Source organism: Mycobacterium noviomagense (assembly GCF_010731635.1).
Lineage (GTDB): Bacteria > Actinomycetota > Actinomycetes > Mycobacteriales > Mycobacteriaceae > Mycobacterium > Mycobacterium noviomagense.
The window spans coordinates 381,992-399,009 of record NZ_AP022583.1; the positions used below are offsets into that span (position 1 = coordinate 381,992).

The window sequence follows — 17,018 nt, forward strand, 5'->3', positions numbered from 1 at the left end:
TTTCTCCTCTACCCGGCTCAGCAAGCGATCGTCTTCGCGCTGATCAAGCGGGCAATGTCGTCGGGACTCAACCCCAGGCTTTGGGCAAGCACATCGTTCGTGTCTTGGCCCAGGTTCGGCGCGGGCGTGCTCGGCTGGTGCACGCCGTCGAAGGCGGTCGGCAACCCTGGAGCCAGATAATCCCCGATCCCGTCTTGGTGCAGCGCAGAGAACAACGGATTCGCCGTCACCCGTGGGTCAGCGGCGGCCTCGGCGAACGTCCGGTAGCGTTCGAACAACACAGTGGTTCCAGACAGCGCCTCGCTGATCTGCTCGGCGGTGTGATCGGCGAACCAGACGCCGAACAGAGCCGTCAGCGCATCGCGGTAGCGGTAGCGGTCACCTTCGGTCGTGAAGTCGGCGCCGAGTGCCTCGGCGAGGGCCGACACAGCCGCAGCGGTGCCCGTGACCCCGACCAGATCGCGAAAGTGGCGGCCGGTCAACGTCACAACCATGAACGCGACCCCGTCGCGACTGGTGAAGTCCTGACCGTACTGTCCGTAGATCGCATTGCCCAGCCGTGGGCGCTGCGTGCCGTTTATCTGAGGCTCGGTCAACCAACCCAAATTGGCCGCAGTTGCCAGCGCCACATCCTCCAGCGCCACACTGACTTGCGCCCCAACTCCGGAATTGTCGCGGCGACGCAGCGCGGCAGTCACCGCCAACGCCGCATACAGACCGCAGCACACGTCCCAGGCCGGCAGCACGTGGTTGATCGGCCCGACATGGTTGGTCGGACCGGTCACCAGTGGGAATCCTGTCGCCGCGTTGACCGTGTAGTCGACCGCGGTGGATCCGTCGCCGCGGCCGAGCAACTGGACGTGGATGACGTCCGATCTGAGGCTGGCCAGCTGCTCATACGACAGCCACGACAAGCCCGCGGTATTGGTTACCACGATGCCGTCACCTTCCACCACAAGCCGCTGGACCAGCCGTTGCCCGTCCGGTGAACGCAGGTCGATAGTCGCCGAACGCTTCCCCTTGTTCAGCCCGGTCCAGTAGATCGAGGCGCCGCTTTTGGCCAGCGGCCAGCGGTGGACGTCGGACGCACCGCCGATCGGGTCGACCCGAATCACGTCTGCGCCAAGTTGGCTGAGCGTCATACCGCACAATGGTGCGGCGACGAAGCTGGACACCTCGACGATAGTGACACCGGTGAGCGGCATGTTCATCGGTAGCCGACCCGCTCGAAGACAGCGGCAAGTCCCTGGCCCCCGCCGATACACATGGTTTCCAAGCCATAGCGCGCCTGACGCCGGTTGAGCTCGCGCGCCAGCGTGGCCAGCATCCTCGCGCCAGTCGCACCGACCGGGTGGCCCAGCGAAATGCCGGAGCCGTGGACGTTAGTGCGTTCACGGTCGGCGGTGCTGAAGTTCCATTCGCGCATCACCGCAAGCGCTTGGGCGGCAAAGGCTTCGTTCAGTTCGATAAGGTCGATGTCCGCCAGCCGCAGACCTGCCTTGGCGAGCGCCACCTCTGTCGCAGGCACCGGACCGATACCCATGACGTTGGGCGCTACACCCGCGACGGCCCACGACACTAACCGGACCAGCGGCGTCAGCCCCAGTTCGTCGGCCTTCTCCCGGGTGGTGACCACGCACATCGATGCCGCGTCGTTTTGCCCGCTGGCGTTGCCGGCGGTCACCGTCGCTTCCGAATCGTCTTTCAGCAGCACGGGTTTGAGCTTGGCCAGCGACTCTACGGTGGTGTCGGCCCGGGGATGTTCATCGGTGTCGATCAGTTCCTCGCCCTGGCGGGTCGGCACTGCGACCGGGATGATCTCCTCTGCGAAGATGCCGTCCTTTTGTGCGGCGACCGCCCGCTGGTGTGAGCTCACCGCGAGCTCGTCTTGTTCGGTGCGGGAAATGTTGTACTGCCGGCGCAGGTTTTCCGCGGTCTCCAACATCCCGCCCGGAACCGGGTAGTTTCGCCCGCCCGCGGTGGTGCGTCCGCGAACCAGTCCGTCGTGCACCCGGATGCCGGTTCGGGCGCCGCCCCAGCGCATGTCGGTGGAATAGAAGACAACGTTGCTCATGCTCTCGGCGCCGCCGGCGACGACGAGATCGTTGTCGCCGTTGCTCACCTGAAGGCAGGCTTGAATCACCGCCTGCAAGCCCGATCCGCAGCGACGGTCGATCTGCATGCCCGGAACGGTCACGGGCAAGCCAGCGTCAAGCGCCACTACTCGCCCGATCGCCGGCGCCTCACTGCTCGGATAGCAGTGCCCGAGAATGACGTCGTGCACCGACTCCGATGGGATTCCCGTGCGGTCGAGAAGCCCCTTCAATGCGGCGACGCCGAGATCAACGGCCGTCAGCGACTTGAACATCCCGCCGTAACGGCCAATCGGCGTGCGCACCGGTTCGCAGATCACCGCTTCTCGTGGCTGAGCAGACGCAAAAGTCCCCGAATTTGTGTCGGATTGGGTGCTTTTGCGTCTGCTCGGCACGGTCACATGAACCTCCCGCCGGTGACCTCGATTACCGTGCCGGTCATGTACGAGGAGAGGTCGGAGGCCAAAAACAATGCGACGTTGGCTACCTCGTTGGGCTCACCAGCGCGTCCCATCGGGACCTCGGCGACCTTCTCGTCCCAAATACGTTGCGGCATGGCCTCCGTCATCGCCGAGCGGATCAAACCCGGCGCAATCGCGTTCACGCGCACGCCGAGGTGAGCGAGCTCCTTGGCGGCGGCCTTCGTCATACCCACGATGCCGGCCTTGGCGGCCGAGTAGTTGGTCTGCCCGACCAGACCGACCTTTCCCGACAACGACGACATGTTCACGATCGCGCCGCGTTTGTTCTCGCGCATGATCGCCGCAGCCTTGCGGATGCCGTTCCAGGTTCCCTTCAGGTGCACCGCGATGACCTGGTCGAACTGCTCTTCGGTCATTTTGCGCATCGTCGCGTCGCGGGTAATGCCGGCATTGTTGACCATGATGTCCAGGTCACCGAAGTGCTCGACGGCGGCTCCGACCAGGCTGTCGACGTCGACAGCAACAGTGACGTCGCATCGCACTGCCCGCGCGACGTCGTCGCCGCCCAAGCGCTTGGCAGCGGTCTCGGTGGCCTCAAGATTGATATCGCCCAGCACAACTCGGGCTCCTTCGGCGACGAATCGCTCCGCGATTGCGAATCCCAATCCTTGTGCACCGCCGGTGACGACGGCGGTGCGCCCGGTCAGCAACGACACCTAACCACCTATCTCTTTGTCCCGTGACCGCCCACTCCAGCGTGGGCGGCCGTCGCTGCTACATCATATTTCATATAGGATCGCTTGCGACCACCGGGTAGGCATCCGAGCCGCCGAAGAGGAGCATTCGTCTATGGCCGAAGTCAGCGACGAGGATTTTCAGCAGATCCTGGCGGAGACCCGCCGCTTCGTGCGCACCGCCGTCGTACCACGCGAGCAGGAGATACTGGCCAACGACCAAGTGCCCGACGACCTGCGCGACCAAGCCAAGAAGATGGGCCTGTTCGGCTACGCGATCCCGCAGCAGTGGGGCGGCCTGGGCCTGAACCTGATGCAAGACGTCGAGCTGGCGATGGAGTTGGGCTACACGTCGCTGGCCCTGCGGTCGATGTTTGGCACCAACAACGGCATCGCCGGTCAGGTGCTCGTCGGGTTTGGCACCGAGGAGCAGAAGAGCCGCTGGCTGGAGCCGATGGCATCCGGCGATGTTGTCGCGTCGTTCGCGCTCACCGAGCCGGGTGCTGGCTCGAATCCGTCCGGGCTGCGCACGAAAGCCGTTCGGGATGCAGACGATTGGATTATCTCCGGCCAGAAGCGCTTCATCACCAATGCGCCGGTCGCCGATCTGTTCGTTGTCTTCGCGCGAACGCGGCCCGCCGATGACGCCGGCCCCGGTATCGCGGTGTTCCTGGTTCCCGCCGAGACGGCAGGTGTCGAGGTCGGCGCCAAGGACGCCAAGATGGGTCAGGAAGGAGCGTGGACGGCCGACGTCAGCTTTACCGATGTCCGCGTTGCCGCCAGCGCCCTGATCGGGGGCAGTGAAGACATCGGCTACCGGGCGGCGATGACCTCGCTGGCCCGTGGCCGCGTACACATCGCCGCCCTTGCCGTGGGAACAGCGCAGCGCGCACTCGACGAATCCGTGGCGTACGCGGCGACGGCCACTCAGGGTGGCACGCCGATCGGAAACTTCCAATTGGTGCAGGCGATGATCGCCGACCAGCAGACCGGGGTGCTGGCCGGGCGGGCTCTCGTCCGTGACACCGCTCGGCAATGGGAGAGTAATCGGGATCGCCGCATCGCGCCGTCTGCAGCGAAACTGTTTTGCACCGAAATGGCCGGAAAGGTAGCCGATCTCGCCGTGCAGATCCACGGCGGCAGCGGCTACATGCGCGAGGTTCCCGTCGAGCGCATCTACCGCGATGTCCGCCTGCTGCGTCTCTACGAAGGCACCAGCGAAATTCAGCGGCTTATCATCGGGTCGAATCTCGTCAGAGCGGCCCAACGTCAGCAGTGACGACTTTCGACCACAATCTTGAGGAGAGCGCATGACCGGCCGACTCGCGGGCAAGGTGGCATTCATTACCGGAGCCGCGCGTGGCCAAGGCCGCGCGCACGCCGTTCGGATGGCCGGCGAAGGCGCCGACATCATCGCGGTGGACGTCGCCGGCAAGCTGCCGTCGTGCGTGCCCTATGACTCGGCAACCCCCGACGATCTCGACGAGACGGTTCGTCTAGTGGAAGGCACCGGCCGCAAAATCCTCGCCTCGGCCGTCGACACCCGCGACTTCGACGCACTGCGCGAGACCGTCGACGACGGTGTGGCTGCGCTGGGACGGCTCGACGTCATCGTCGCCAACGCCGGCATCGCCGCTCCGCAAGCCTGGAACGAGATCACGCCGGAGTCATTCCGCGATGTCATGGACGTCAACGTGACCGGCACCTGGAACACCGTGATGGCCGGCGCGCAGAAGATCATCGACGGCGGCCGAGGCGGCTCGATCATCTTGATCAGCTCCGCCGCCGGGATGAAAATGCAACCGTTCATGGTCCACTACACCGCCAGCAAGCACGCCGTAACCGGGATGGCCCGCGCGTTCGCCGCTGAGCTGGGCAAGCATTCGATTCGGGTCAACAGCGTGCATCCAGGTCCGGTTAATACACCCATGGGTAGCGGCGACATGGTCGCGGCGATCGGCAAAGCCAGCGAAACCAATCCGCAATTGGCCAACGTGCTCACACCATTTCTGCCCGACTGGGTGTCACAGCCCGAAGACATCGCCGATGCGGTGTGCTGGCTGGCCAGCGATGAATCGCGCCATGTCACCGCAGCTCGCATCCCAGTCGACCAGGGTTCGACCCAATACTGATCGGCCTTCCGGCCTGCACCGGGAATAGAACTTTGGGATTAGCGTTTTCACGCCACATGAAAGCTCTCACCGAGACCGAACGTCAGGACTTCCTCGCCGCCAAGCATGTCGCCGTACTGTCCGTCGCAGCCGCTGACGGTCGGCCGCCGGCCAGTGTTCCGATCTGGTACGACTACTCCCCTGGTAGGAACATCCGGATTATGACCGGGCCCTCAACTCGCAAGGCGCGGCTCATCGAGCGGGCCGGCGCGGTGACGCTTGTGGTCCAGCGCGAGGAGCCGCCCTATCAATACGTGGCGGTGGAGGGCACCGTCACCGAAACCACTCGGCCCGCTCCAGCAGACGTCCAGGAAGCCATCGCCATCCGTTACCTCGGCGAGGAAGGTGGCCGGGCATTCGTTCGCAGTATGGAAGGCCACGAGGAGGTGTTGTTCACCATCCGACCCGACCGCTGGCTCACGGCCGACTTCACTGGCGACCTCTAGCCCGCATCATCAGCCGATCAGTTCGAGCGTCGCCAAATCGCGGATCGCATGACAGCCGCGCTGCAACATGGTCAGCACCATGTCGTCGCCGCGGTCTGTGGCCGTGGCGAAGGCGAATCCCAAAGCCGAGATCAGCAGCGCCTGTGGCATGCCGAGTCGGTAGTCGCGCCAACAGGTTTCACGGTCATAGTCGGTGACGCCGTAGCCTGACAGCGTCCGGTGATAGTCCTCGACAAGGTCTTTTTCGATGGCGGAACGCAGATCCGACCTGAGACTGGTGGCAGTGAAATATGCAAGGTCGCGTGCGGGCAACCCCATGCCGAGGGTCTGCCAGTCGACCACGGTGATGCTGTTGCTGTTTCGGTTGAACAGCATGTTGTCGAGGCGATAGTCGCTGTGCAGCAACGCGAACCGGTCGCGTTCTGCCAGCAGCCATGGTGTGACCAAATCCATTGCGCTGGTGAAAGTTTCCCGATCGCCGGTGCTCATCCGATCGCCGAGCTTGCTCAGCGTGATGTCGGCGCTCATTCGGGCGACCTCCCCGAGGCCTTGGGCTGAGGCCTCATCTGGCCGCGTGAAGGCGATGCCGGGGAAATCAAGCCACAACGGATCGCACCAGCTCGGCCCATGTAGACCGGCCAGCGCCATCACCGCCAGATGGGCCTCCTGCTCACCGCAGCCCGCGATTTGATCGCCCTGCACGGCTGGTGCCTGGTCGGCGAGCAAAAGCGCATATTCCGCCGCGTCTTCGGTGATCGCGCAGTAGAAGCATTGCGGTGTGGGGACCTGCACCCGCTCGGCAATGGCCGAGTAGAACGCGCACTCACTGCGGTAACCGATGACCACGCGGTCGCGCACAGTGTCGTCCTGGGCAGGCAATTTGATGACGAAGGTATCCGGTAAGCCCGACGGCGCTGTCGCATAGCTGGCCGCGATCCGAAACGTCGCACCCGTCTGTCCGGTGCCGATAGGCACAACACCGACTTCGGAGACCTCGACCGGCGTGCCACGATCACTGAGGGCGGCCGACAGCCACTCACGGGTCACGTCGTTTGGGTATCGGGGTATAGACAATGCAGCACTCATCGCAGCGACGGGTTGGTCATTCTGTTCGGCAACGTGCCTCCCAGCTAGCCGGCGGTCTACGGACTGATTTGTCAACTGTAAGCCATACGGCAACTGCCATAGCAGTCGATCGGCGCAGCGCGTGGTTCGTCGGATTACGCCTCGATGCGCCCACTGAACTGGTAGAAATTGGTGCGGCAGGCAGCAGCGCATCGCTGCTGGAACGGAGGTGCCCGGTGAGAAACCGGATCGTCGCGGCGGTGGTTATGGCTTTGGCAGTGATGACAGGCAGTCTGGCGTGTTCACACTCCGAAACGGTGCCGCAGAAGACCGCTCGGATCACCGTCGACGGCCACACTCGCACCTCGCATGCTGTGTCGTGCACTCAAGTTGAGTGGTTGGTGTCGGTCGACATCGGTGCAGCCCCCGGCAGTGTGCAGGCCATGCTGCGACTGCAGTCTGATAATCCGAAAGCTGAGAGCGTCAACATCAACAACGTCAACGGCTTCACCGGGATCGCCGACGCCGGCGTCGGCACGGCCAAGGCGACTTTCACCAACGGCACGTACCGGATTACCGGCACGGCGCAAGGGACGAATACGGAGAATCCGACGACGCCGAAAACGGCTGACTTCAAGATCGAGACCCAATGCTGAAACCGCGCTCGAGGCGCGGCTATGTGATCGGGGGCGAAACGGTCGGCACGTTGCCGGATGTGGCGGGAGCCGAAGGCTATTCGCGTACTAGTCGAGATTCACGCTGAAGCCATGGACCAATACCGCCGCGGAAACCTCGTCTTCGACGTGATCGATGAAGGCCCGAGTGACGCGCCGACCGTAGTTCTACTGCACGGTTTTCCGCAGTTCAATACCAGCTGGAGTAAGGTCATCGACCGGCTCAGCGAAGCAGGATATCGCTGCTTGGCCCCCAATCAGCGTGGCTACTCTCCCGGGGCCCGCCCTACGCGCCGGCGTGACTATCTCATGCCGGAGCTCGTCGAGGACGTCCGTGCATTGCTCGACGCCAGCGGCGCGAGCCGCGTGCATCTGGTTGGTCATGACTGGGGCGCGGGTGTGGCGTGGGGCGTCGCCGCGCAAATGCCGGACCGCGTTGCGACCGCGTCGCCGTTGTCTGTGCCGCACCCCGCCGCGTTCCTGAGAGCCCTGGTTACCAGTCGTCAGGGTCTCGCGTCGTGGTACATGTACGCCTTCCAGCTGCCGCGGCTTCCCGAACTGTTTCTCCTTGGTAGGCAAGGAGATACGGAGCGGTTGGCTAGGGCTTGCGATCGAGCGGGCAGTCGGCCGAGGCCGCCGAGCGCGACGCGCGTGCGATGGTTGAGTCCGGTGCGTTGACCGCCGCGCTCAACTGGTATCGGGCGATGCCGCTGTCGGACATGCGAAGCGCCGTGGGCAAGATCAGCGTCCCGACGCTGTACGTGTGGAGCGACGGGGATACAGCTGTGCTCAGCGAGGCGGTTCGCAACTGCGGTCGTTACGTCACCGGCGAATACCGCTTCGAGATTCTGCGTGGCGTGTCCCACTGGATACCTGACGAACAGCCCGATGCGATCGCCGACTTGTTGCTTGAGTGGTTCGCCGCCCATCCGATCTAGCGGTCTCCTGTGGCTCGTTGCTCATCGATAGGTTATTGCGATGACAACCGCCATCCTGCTCAGCATCATCGTGATCGCCTCCGTCGCGTTAAGCATCTGGTTCACGCAGCGGGGCGGTCGCAATCGCTGAATTAATGGCAACGGACATTCCGCACTAGCGGTGATCCGGGTGCAGTCGGGCTTAGGTACGCGCCTATTCGGGGCGACGAAGCGGCCTGGCGCTGCTTTTTGCCTCAAGCCGCAGCTTGATCGCTCGGGACCGCGCCTCGGCGGCCGCGGCTTCGGCTTCCGCGGCTTCCGCGCGCGCCCGCGCCTCCGCGGCCACAGCTTCCGCTTCGCCAGCTTCCGCCCGCGCCCGCGCCTCAGCGGCCACGGCTTCGGCTTCGGCGGCTTCCGCCCGCACCCGCGCCCGCTCGCGCACCTCAGCGGCCACGGCTTCGGCTTCGCCACCTTCTAACCGCGCCCGCGCCTCAGCGGCCACAGCTTCCGCTTCGGCGGCTTCCGCCCACGCCCGCGCCTCAGCGGCCAGGGCCTGCGCTTCGCCGGCCTTGGCCCGCGCCCGCGCCTCCGCGGCCACAGCTTCCGCTTCGGCGGCTTCCGCCCGCGCCCGCGCCTCGGCGGCCACAGCTTCCGCTTCGGCGGCTTCGGCCCGTACCCGCGCCCGCTTCCGCAACTCGGCAGCCAGAGCCTCGGCTTTACCGGCTTCGGCCCGCGCCCGCGCCTCAGCGGCCGCAGCTTCGGCTTCGGCGGCTTCGGCCCGAGCCCTCGCCCGCTTCTGCAACTCGGCGGCCAGAGCCTCGGCTTTACCGGCTTCGGCCCGCGCCCGCGCCTCGGCGGCCAGAGCTTCGGCTTGGGCAGCCAGAATTCCGGCTTCGGCGGCCAGGGCTTCGGCTTCCGCGGCTCCTGCCCGCACTCGCGCCTCAGCGGCCACAGTTTCCGCTTCTCGGGCTTGTGCGCGTGCCCGTGACTCGGCTTTCAACTGCATGCGCGACGGCTTCGGTTCGGCTGGTGCCCTCGCATGGTCGACGCGCGATCGGCGGGGACGCTTCTGCGGCCCGGCCGCGACGGACGCCGGTTGCCGAACCTCTCTGGTCGGGCCGCCGAAGAAATCCATCACGACCAATGCCAAGCCGGCCAACCCGATCGTCAGCAGCACTGCGAATGCCGTCGTCACATTGTCTGACCAGTTCACCAGGACCACGTCCTAAAGCCGTACTGCGGTACGAATGGGCGCCCAAGTATCGGCGTCGACACGGCGGATGTCGTCGCGGCCCGTGGATGCCGGGCTAACACGCTGCAACCATTCGCGGAGACCACAACCGCCGCATGATCCCTCTCCTTTGCGGAGATACCCGGCATATAAGCGTATTGCCACAGCCGTAAGGCGGCAGGGTAACCGTTCTTTTGTCAGCAGCGACATCGCCGTAAGACGGATCGTACAAAGTGGGACAATCCCTGGCCAGAGGCACGCTGAAAAGTCCGCTCAATTCGTGCGGGCTTTTGTGCTCGATGGACGCTGCAGTGCCAGGGCAAGCCTCTCAGTGTCCTCCGCCGTGATTGCGGCTGTCTACGATGGCAGAAGTCGTGCACCGGATGACTCCGCGCGGCGGTCAACACGCACTGGTGCGCATGATCATGCCGCATGGCCTACGGACGGTTCAATGTGCTTGCGCTGCAACGGGTATGGGAACAACAATGTGACGTTGGAACCTGCAACCTGTTTGATGATCGCCAACGTGAAACTGTTGTGCTGCAGCAGAAATTGCTGCAATCGCATCAGTGCGGGCGGAGGGATTCGAACCCTCATGCTCTTTCGAGCACCGGCACCTAAAGCCGGCATGTAAGCCAATTCCATCACGCCCGCAGCTTGCCGATCGTACCGCTCGCTTGTCGACGAATCTGTCGGTGGTGCCTCCTAGGGTGGGGCCATCACGGCGAGCGAGGTGCAATTGTGCGGTCTGCGGAAGAGTTCCAGGCAGTGCAACGACTCATTGCAACCGGGATGAACGACCGCGCGTTGCTAATGACCGCGGTGTACGCAGCGTTAGCTATCACTTCTCGAACCGATCGGACGATATCCGCGGGCTCTTCTGCGCCGCTCTCGACGAGCTAGGAATTTCGTGGACGACGCCGAGCAAGTATCAGGTCGCCGTCTACCGCGAGGCAGCGGTTGCCCGCCTTCATGAGTTCGTCGGGCCCAAGGCGCGAGCGCTTACGGAGCAGCGCGGTACCGTCAAAAGGTGTCCACTACGCGTCGTCGCAGGCCAGCACTGATCCTGCTGGTGATCATCGCCGCCAGTGGCTGCCTGGCTCTCGGTTGGTGGCAGTGGACGAGATTTCAGTCGGCGTCGGGCACCTTCCAGAATCTCGGCTACGCATTGCAGTGGCCGCTCTTCGCCTGGTTCTGTGTGTACGCGTACCGCAAGTTCGTTCGCTATGAGGAAGCGCCGCCGGAGCCACGCAAGAATGCCGCGATGACGGAGATACCTCCCGGGCTGCTGCCGGAGCGTCCGCGAGCCGCTCCGCCGCCAACGGACGATCCCGCATTGCAGGAGTACAACGCCTACCTTGCCGAACTGGCGAAATCAGACCAGCAAAGACAGAAGAGGACGACCGCATGACCGCGCCCGAGACGCCCGAAGCTCAACACGCCCCGCCAGCCGTGCCCGTCGAAAAGATCCGCACCGCGCTGCTGGCCTACCGCGTCATGGCCTGGACGACGGGTATCTGGCTGATCGCGCTGTGCTACGAAATCGTCTCGCACCTCGTCTTCCACCACGAAATCCGATGGATCGAAGTGGTGCACGGTTGGGTGTACTTCACCTACGTCTTGGCTGCATTCAATCTGGCGGTGAAGGTCCGTTGGCCGATCGCCAAGACCATCGGCGTGCTGCTGTCCGGCACCATCCCGCTTCTGGGAATCATCGTCGAGCACTTCCAAACCCGAAGCGTCAAGGCGCGGTTCAACCTGTAGCTCGCCGACTCTGCCGTTTGGTACGGATCGCCGGCGTGTCGCGTATGAAACCGCAGAGTCGCGCCCCTCAACCTGCAAGCTCACGCAAGGCGGGTACCAGCAACGCGAGCGCGCGGCCCCGGTGCGATACCGCGTCTTTCTCAGACGGGCTGAGCTCCGCGGCTGTACGGTCAGATCCCTCCGGAATGAACACCGGGTCGTAACCGAAGCCGCCGTCGCCGCGCGGCTCGTGCGCGATCGTGCCCGGCCACTCACCACGCACCACAACTTCACCCGAGCCCGACACCAGCGCGCAGGCCGACACGAACCTCGCGCCACGCCGCTCGTCAGGCACGTCGCGCAGTTGCGCCAACAACAGCGCGGTGTTGGCGGCGTCGTCGCCATGCACGCCCGCCCAGCGCGCCGACAACACCCCAGGCATGCCGTTCAAAGCGTCGACCTCCAACCCGGAATCGTCTGCGACACATGACAACCCACTAGCGGCGAAACCGTCACGGGCCTTGGCCAACGCGTTGTATTCGAATGTCGCACCGGTTTCCGGCGTCTCGTCGAACGGCGGCACATCGTCGAGCGAGACCAACGTCAACGACACCGCGGCCGAGTCCAGCACCCGGCGCAGTTCAGCCAACTTCTTGCGGTTGCGGCTGACGACCAGCAGTCGGGTCAGGTGCCGAACGCCTTCTGCGGAGCCGGCCCTTCGGGTAGCACACCCGGATACGGCAGCGCCAAAGCTTCCTGTTGCGCAGCAAACAGCTTGTCGCAGGCGGCTAATGCGGCGTCAAGCATCTTGTCCAGCGTCGAGCGCGGGAACGTCGCGCCCTCGCCGGTGCCCTGCACCTCGACCAGTGTTCCGGTGTCGGTGGCCACGACGTTCATGTCAACCTCGGCGCGAGCGTCTTCTTCGTAGGGCAGGTCCACCCGGATTCGGCCGTCGACTACCCCGACGCTGACCGCGGCGATCGCACATGACAGCGGCCGCGGGTCGGAAAGCAGGCCCGCCGCCGACAAATACGTCACCGCATCGGCCAGGGCCACATAGGCACCGGTGATTGCCGCGGTGCGGGTGCCGCCGTCGGCTTGCAGCACATCGCAGTCGACCGCGATCGTGTTCTCCCCTAACGCCGCCAAGTCGATGCACGCCCGCAGAGAACGCCCGACCAGCCGGCTGATTTCCTGGGTCCGCCCGGACAGCCGGCCCTTCACCGATTCCCGGTCGCCGCGAGTGTGGGTGGCCGCCGGCAGCATCGCGTATTCGGCTGTGAGCCAACCCAATCCGGATCCCTTGCGCCAGCGCGGCACGCCCTCGATGACGCTCGCCGTGCACATGACCTTGGTGTGGCCGAATTCGACTAACACCGAACCGGCCGGGTGTGAGGTGAACCCGCGGGTGATGACCACTGGGCGCAGCTCGTGGTCGAGGCGACCGTCTTCTCGTGTGGACACCCGTCAACCCTAACGGGTCAAGAATGCTGGATCTCGAAGGTCTCTCCACACACCACCGCGTGCACGGGACCGTGGAATTCTGCCTTGGCCTCGCTGATCACGTCCTCACGTGACGTCCATGGCGGGATGTGCGTAAGCAGCAGTTCTCGCACACCGGCTTCGGCGGCCACCCGCCCGGCTTCAGTGCCCGACATATGCAGGTTGCACGGCCGCTGCGGCGAGTGTGTCCACGACGCTTCGCACAGGAAGACATCGGCATCGCGCGCGAGCTGCACCAGCGCGTCGCAGCAACCTGTGTCGCCGCTGTAGACGAACGTCGCCCCGTCCGGATCGGTGAACCGCATGCCGTACGACTCGGTCGGGTGGGCAACAACTCGCGGCAGCACCGTCAACGCGCCCAAAGTCACCGGCTCACCGTCGACCCAGTGACGGATATCGAAGATGTCCGAAAAGTCGTCGATCTCGCCGCCGTATGGCGACGATGCCGCGCCCAGCCGCGCCCAGGTGTCGCTCGGGCCGTACATCAACGCTTTGCCCTCGGGGGGCGTCGGGTGGTAGCGACGCCACACGAACAGCCCGGGCAAGTCCAGACAATGGTCGGCATGCAAATGCGACAGCAGGACATGAACCGACGCTGGATCGGTTTGATGCTGCAGCGCACCCAACACTCCCCCACCAAAGTCGATGACCAGAGGTGGAGTATCTGGCGCCCGTAACAAGTAACCCGATGCCGGCGAATCCGGACCCACCACACTGCCCGAGCAGCCGAGCACGGTCATTCGCACGGTCACTACTGTGCCATGCCCGATAGCCTGTTGGCGAAAACATTGCCGCTTTGGTATGGGACGGGCATCACCGCTCCATCTAGCGGGCCGGCGAGCGGCGGTGAACAGGCTGCACGGTGGTAATCGCCGGCCCCAGAAATCGCGCCGCCAACCTGGTGAACGCCTCCGGGTCGCCGGTGGCCTCGAATACGCGCGTCGCGGGTGGCGCCTCATGCGGGCGCAGCAGATTCTGCTCGGTGAGCACCCGCACTAATTCTTTAGCGGTCTCTTCGGCGCTGGACACCAGCGTGACGTGCTGGCCCATCGCCAACTGAATCAGCCCCGACAGCAACGGGTAGTGCGTACACCCCAGGACCAAGGTGTCGACCCCGGCCCGCTGCAGCGGCTCGAGATAGCCCTCGGCCAGCCCGAGCACCTGGCGGCCGCTGGTGATGCCGCGCTCAACGAAGTCGACGAACCGCGGGCACGCCACGGCGGTGATCTCGGTGTCGCGGGCCGCGGCAAACGCGTCCTGATAGGCGTGCGAGGCGATGGTCGCCCGTGTCCCGATGACCCCGATGCGACCGTTGCGTGTGGCGGCCACGGCCCGTCGCACCGCCGGCAAGATCACCTCGATGACGGGCACGTCGTAGCGTTCTCGGGCGTCGCGCAGGCACGCCGACGACGCCGAGTTGCAGGCGATCACCAATGCCTTGACGCCGCGGTCGACGAGGTCGTCGCCGATGGCCAGTGCGTGCGCGCGGATTTGGGGGATGGTCAGCGGACCGTAGGGCCCGTTGGCGGTATCGCCGACGTAGATGATGTCTTCGTCGGGCAGTTGGTCGATGATCGCCCGCGCGACGGTGAGCCCGCCGACGCCGGAGTCGAACACCCCGACGGGCGCCAGTGCCGAGCTCACCGGTGCACCAGACCAGCTCTGCGCTGAGCGCGCGCCTTGCGTTCCGGGCCGGACAGTGCATAAGCGGCCAGCACGCCCGCGATGCCGCCGCACAGATGCGCCTGCCAGGACACGCCGCCGCACATGTTCAGCACCGGCACGGCCCCCCACAGGATGCCGCCGTAGAAGAACAGCACCAAAAGCCCGAGGACGATCTGCCAGCCGCTGCGGATGAAAAATCCGAACACCAGTAAAAAGGTGAGCCAGCCGAAGATCAGGCCGGAGGCCCCGATGTGGTCGGTCTCCCCGCATGCCGAGCCGACGTTGCCGATCAGCCAGGTGCCGAAGCCGCCGACGATCCACACGATGGCGGTGGCCCAGACAAATCGCGACAGCCCGGCCAGTGTCACCAGAAAACCGAGAACCAGCGCCGGTCCGGTGTTGGCCATCAGATGTGCCCAGTTCGCGTGCAGCAGCGGCGCGAAGATGATGCCCGACAGGCCGTCGGTCTCCATCGGGCGGATGCCGTTGCGATCCAGATTGTGGCCGCTGAGTTGGTCGATCAACTCGGCGAGGTAGAGCAGCGCGACAAAACTGATGATGGTGGCCGCCCCGACCTGCCACCGGGGCCGTTTCGCGGGTTGTGGTCGGCGGGCCGCCGGCTGACGGCTCATGCCCATAGTTGCCCTTCCAACGCGTCCTCGGCCTCGTCGAGGGTACCGGTGTAGGCGCCGGTCGACAGGTACTTCCATCCCGCGTCGGCGACCACGAACGCGACGTCGGCACGCTCGCCGGCGGCTTGTGCCTTCGCCGCGACGCCGAGCGCGGCGTGCAGCACCGCGCCGGTGGAGATGCCCGCGAAGATGCCTTCGGCGTCGATCAGCTCCCGGGTGCGCCGTACCGCGTCAGCGGAGCCGACCGAGTAGCGGGTGGCCAGCACGTCGGGGTCGTAGAGCTCGGGCACGAAGCCTTCGTCGATATTGCGCAGCGCGTAGACATCCTCGCCGTAGCGGGGCTCGGCGGCGACGATGCGTACCCCTGGCACGTGCTCGCGCAGATACCGGCCGGTGCCCATCAGCGTGCCCGTGGTGCCCAGGCCGGCGACGAAGTGCGTGATCTCGGGCAGGTCCGCCAGCAGTTCCGGGCCGGTGCCGTAGTAGTGCGAGTCGGTGTTGGCCGGATTTCCGTATTGGTAGAGCATCACCCACGACGGGTTGGCCGCGGCGAGCTCCTTGGCTTTGGCGACCGCGGTATTGGATCCGCCTTCGGCGGGCGAGAAGATGATCTTTGCGCCGTAGAGCTCGAGCAGCTGACGCCGCTCGATCGAGGTGTTCTCCGGCATCACGCAGATCAGTCCGTACCCCTTCAAACGGGCCGCCATCGCCAACGAGATTCCGGTGTTGCCGCTGGTGGGCTCCAGGATCGTCGCACCCGGGGACAGCAGCCCGTCGGCCTCAGCCTGCTCGATCATCCGCAGTGCCGGCCGGTCTTTGATCGACCCGGTCGGGTTGCGGTCTTCGAGTTTGGCCCACAAGCGCACGTGCGGCTCGTCGTCCCATCGCGGCGACAGGCGCGGCAGCCCGACCAGCGGCGTGTTACCCAGCGCCTGCAGCAGCGAGTCGTATCGGGACACGCTTAACCACCGGCGACGGCCGGCAAGATGGTGATCGAGTCGCCGTCAGAGATTGCGGTGTCCAAGCCGCCGGAGAACCGGACGTCTTCGTCGTTGACATAGATGTTGACGAACCGGTGCAGCTTGCCATTGTCGACCAGTCGGTCGGAGATTCCCGAATAGTTGGCGTCCAGATCGTCGATGACCGCACGCAGTGTGTCGCCGGTGGCTTCGACGCGTTTCTGCCCCTTGGTGTGGGGCCGCAGGATGGTCGGGATGGACACGGTGACGCTCATGGGCCTTCCTTTAAAGCTCTCAGTATTGCTCGACGACCTTGACGGGCTCTTCGGTGACGACGCCGTCGATGATGCGGTAGCTGCGCAACTCGTGCTGGTCCGGGTCGCGGGTAGACACGAGTACGTAATGGGCGTCGGGCTCAGCGGCCAGGCTTATATCGGTCCGGCTCGGGTAGGCCTCGGTCGCCGTGTGCGAGTGATAGATGACGATCGGAGCATCGCCCGAATCTTCTAAGGCGCGCCAGACCTTGAGTTGCTCTTGCGCGTCGAAGCGGTAGAACGTCGGCGAGCGTTCCGCGTTGACCATCGCGATATGCCGCTCGGGACGGTGCGAGCCTTCCGGGCCGGCTAGTACCCCGCACGCTTCGTCGGGGTGATCGGCGCGCGCGTGCGCGACCATCGCGTCCACCAGATCGGCGCGGATCACCAGCACGTCACCGATTTCCTCTCGGTCATGTGCGCCGTTCCTCCTCATCGCTTTCGCTCTG

Annotated in this window: 19 protein-coding genes, 1 tRNA gene and 1 pseudogene; 7 read left to right on the plus strand and 14 right to left on the minus strand. The window is 65.1% G+C overall.

All coding sequences use genetic code 11. The features are described from left to right. Positions 1-17: 17 nt before the first annotated feature. From G6N15_RS01540 to fabG, 3 genes are all read right to left on the minus strand, one after another. Positions 18-1,211, minus strand: a complete 1,194-nt coding sequence (locus G6N15_RS01540; RefSeq protein WP_083084066.1) for a CoA transferase — start codon at positions 1,209-1,211, stop codon at positions 18-20. Continuing rightward, a complete protein-coding gene (locus G6N15_RS01545) occupies positions 1,208-2,413 on the minus strand; it encodes an acetyl-CoA C-acetyltransferase (RefSeq protein ID WP_083084064.1) in 1,206 nt (401 codons plus the stop codon). The genes G6N15_RS01540 and G6N15_RS01545 overlap by 4 nt, the downstream gene beginning before the upstream one ends. A gap of 77 nt (positions 2,414-2,490) precedes the next feature. Further along, entirely contained in the window at positions 2,491-3,231 is a 741-nt protein-coding gene (gene fabG / locus G6N15_RS01550; RefSeq protein ID WP_083084061.1) for a 3-oxoacyl-ACP reductase FabG, read from the minus strand. 133 nt (positions 3,232-3,364) lie between these two features. Here fabG and G6N15_RS01555 point away from each other — a divergent pair, with 133 nt between their 5' ends. Genes G6N15_RS01555 through G6N15_RS01565 form a run of 3 tightly spaced genes read left to right on the plus strand, consistent with a single transcriptional unit; the run spans position 3,365 to position 5,866 of the window. After that, complete coding sequence (locus tag G6N15_RS01555; RefSeq protein WP_083084058.1) at positions 3,365-4,528, plus strand: acyl-CoA dehydrogenase family protein; 1,164 nt, start codon at positions 3,365-3,367, stop codon at positions 4,526-4,528. 31 nt (positions 4,529-4,559) lie between these two features. After that, positions 4,560-5,381 carry a mycofactocin-coupled SDR family oxidoreductase gene (locus G6N15_RS01560; protein WP_083084056.1) on the plus strand — a complete coding sequence of 274 codons (822 nt, stop codon included), beginning with the start codon at positions 4,560-4,562 and terminating at the stop codon, positions 5,379-5,381. 56 nt (positions 5,382-5,437) lie between these two features. Continuing rightward, positions 5,438-5,866 carry a TIGR03618 family F420-dependent PPOX class oxidoreductase gene (locus G6N15_RS01565; RefSeq protein WP_083084053.1) on the plus strand — a complete coding sequence of 143 codons (429 nt, stop codon included), beginning with the start codon at positions 5,438-5,440 and terminating at the stop codon, positions 5,864-5,866. A 9-nt stretch (positions 5,867-5,875) separates the two neighbouring features. On the opposite strand, the gene G6N15_RS01570 is transcribed toward G6N15_RS01565, so the two are convergent. Beyond that, a complete protein-coding gene (locus tag G6N15_RS01570; protein WP_083084050.1) occupies positions 5,876-6,952 on the minus strand; it encodes a phosphotransferase family protein in 1,077 nt (358 codons plus the stop codon). 260 nt (positions 6,953-7,212) lie between these two features. Here G6N15_RS01570 and G6N15_RS23015 point away from each other — a divergent pair, with 260 nt between their 5' ends. Both G6N15_RS23015 and G6N15_RS01580 read left to right on the plus strand, forming a co-directional pair. Then, positions 7,213-7,587 carry a lipoprotein LpqH gene (locus G6N15_RS23015; RefSeq protein WP_232070520.1) on the plus strand — a complete coding sequence of 125 codons (375 nt, stop codon included), beginning with the start codon at positions 7,213-7,215 and terminating at the stop codon, positions 7,585-7,587. 111 nt (positions 7,588-7,698) lie between these two features. Further along, positions 7,699-8,543, plus strand: a pseudogene (locus G6N15_RS01580) (alpha/beta fold hydrolase). Positions 8,544-8,736: 193 nt separating this feature from the next. Here the strand turns inward: G6N15_RS01580 and G6N15_RS01585 are convergent. Continuing rightward, complete coding sequence (locus G6N15_RS01585) at positions 8,737-9,735, minus strand: hypothetical protein (RefSeq protein ID WP_139797662.1); 999 nt, start codon at positions 9,733-9,735, stop codon at positions 8,737-8,739. 588 nt (positions 9,736-10,323) lie between these two features. After that, a tRNA-Leu gene (locus tag G6N15_RS01590) sits at positions 10,324-10,407 on the minus strand. 376 nt (positions 10,408-10,783) lie between these two features. Here G6N15_RS01590 and G6N15_RS01595 point away from each other — a divergent pair. After that, positions 10,784-11,164, plus strand: coding sequence for a hypothetical protein (locus G6N15_RS01595; RefSeq protein WP_083084041.1), 381 nt, complete (start codon positions 10,784-10,786; stop codon positions 11,162-11,164). After that, positions 11,161-11,517: a DUF3817 domain-containing protein gene (locus G6N15_RS01600; protein WP_083084039.1), complete on the plus strand. Its 357-nt coding sequence runs from the start codon at positions 11,161-11,163 to the stop codon at positions 11,515-11,517. The genes G6N15_RS01595 and G6N15_RS01600 overlap by 4 nt, the downstream gene beginning before the upstream one ends. A 67-nt stretch (positions 11,518-11,584) precedes the next feature. Here G6N15_RS01600 and rdgB read toward each other — a convergent pair whose 3' ends face one another. From rdgB to G6N15_RS01640, 8 genes are all read right to left on the minus strand, one after another. After that, positions 11,585-12,184 carry an RdgB/HAM1 family non-canonical purine NTP pyrophosphatase gene (gene rdgB / locus G6N15_RS01605; RefSeq protein ID WP_083084037.1) on the minus strand — a complete coding sequence of 200 codons (600 nt, stop codon included), beginning with the start codon at positions 12,182-12,184 and terminating at the stop codon, positions 11,585-11,587. Then, positions 12,181-12,960 carry a ribonuclease PH gene (rph, locus tag G6N15_RS01610; RefSeq protein WP_083084035.1) on the minus strand — a complete coding sequence of 260 codons (780 nt, stop codon included), beginning with the start codon at positions 12,958-12,960 and terminating at the stop codon, positions 12,181-12,183. Before rph ends, rdgB begins: the two co-directional genes overlap by 4 nt. Before the next feature lie 17 nt (positions 12,961-12,977). Beyond that, on the minus strand, positions 12,978-13,751 hold the full coding sequence (locus G6N15_RS01615; RefSeq protein WP_083084033.1) for a cyclic nucleotide-degrading phosphodiesterase: 774 nt from the start codon (positions 13,749-13,751) through the stop codon (positions 12,978-12,980). 73 nt (positions 13,752-13,824) lie between these two features. After that, positions 13,825-14,643, minus strand: coding sequence for a glutamate racemase (murI, locus tag G6N15_RS01620; RefSeq protein WP_083084030.1), 819 nt, complete (start codon positions 14,641-14,643; stop codon positions 13,825-13,827). Continuing rightward, the gene (locus G6N15_RS01625; protein ID WP_083084546.1) at positions 14,640-15,296 is read right to left on the minus strand and encodes a rhomboid family intramembrane serine protease; all 657 of its coding nucleotides are present in this window, start codon (positions 15,294-15,296) and stop codon (positions 14,640-14,642) included. The genes murI and G6N15_RS01625 overlap by 4 nt, the downstream gene beginning before the upstream one ends. Beyond that, positions 15,293-16,255: a cysteine synthase gene (locus G6N15_RS01630; protein ID WP_083084027.1), complete on the minus strand. Its 963-nt coding sequence runs from the start codon at positions 16,253-16,255 to the stop codon at positions 15,293-15,295. The genes G6N15_RS01625 and G6N15_RS01630 overlap by 4 nt, the downstream gene beginning before the upstream one ends. Positions 16,256-16,257: 2 nt before the next feature. Further along, the gene (locus G6N15_RS01635; RefSeq protein ID WP_083084024.1) at positions 16,258-16,530 is read right to left on the minus strand and encodes a MoaD/ThiS family protein; all 273 of its coding nucleotides are present in this window, start codon (positions 16,528-16,530) and stop codon (positions 16,258-16,260) included. Positions 16,531-16,549: 19 nt separating this feature from the next. After that, positions 16,550-17,005, minus strand: a complete 456-nt coding sequence (locus tag G6N15_RS01640; protein WP_179961773.1) for a Mov34/MPN/PAD-1 family protein — start codon at positions 17,003-17,005, stop codon at positions 16,550-16,552. Between the last annotated feature and the right edge of the window lie 13 nt (positions 17,006-17,018).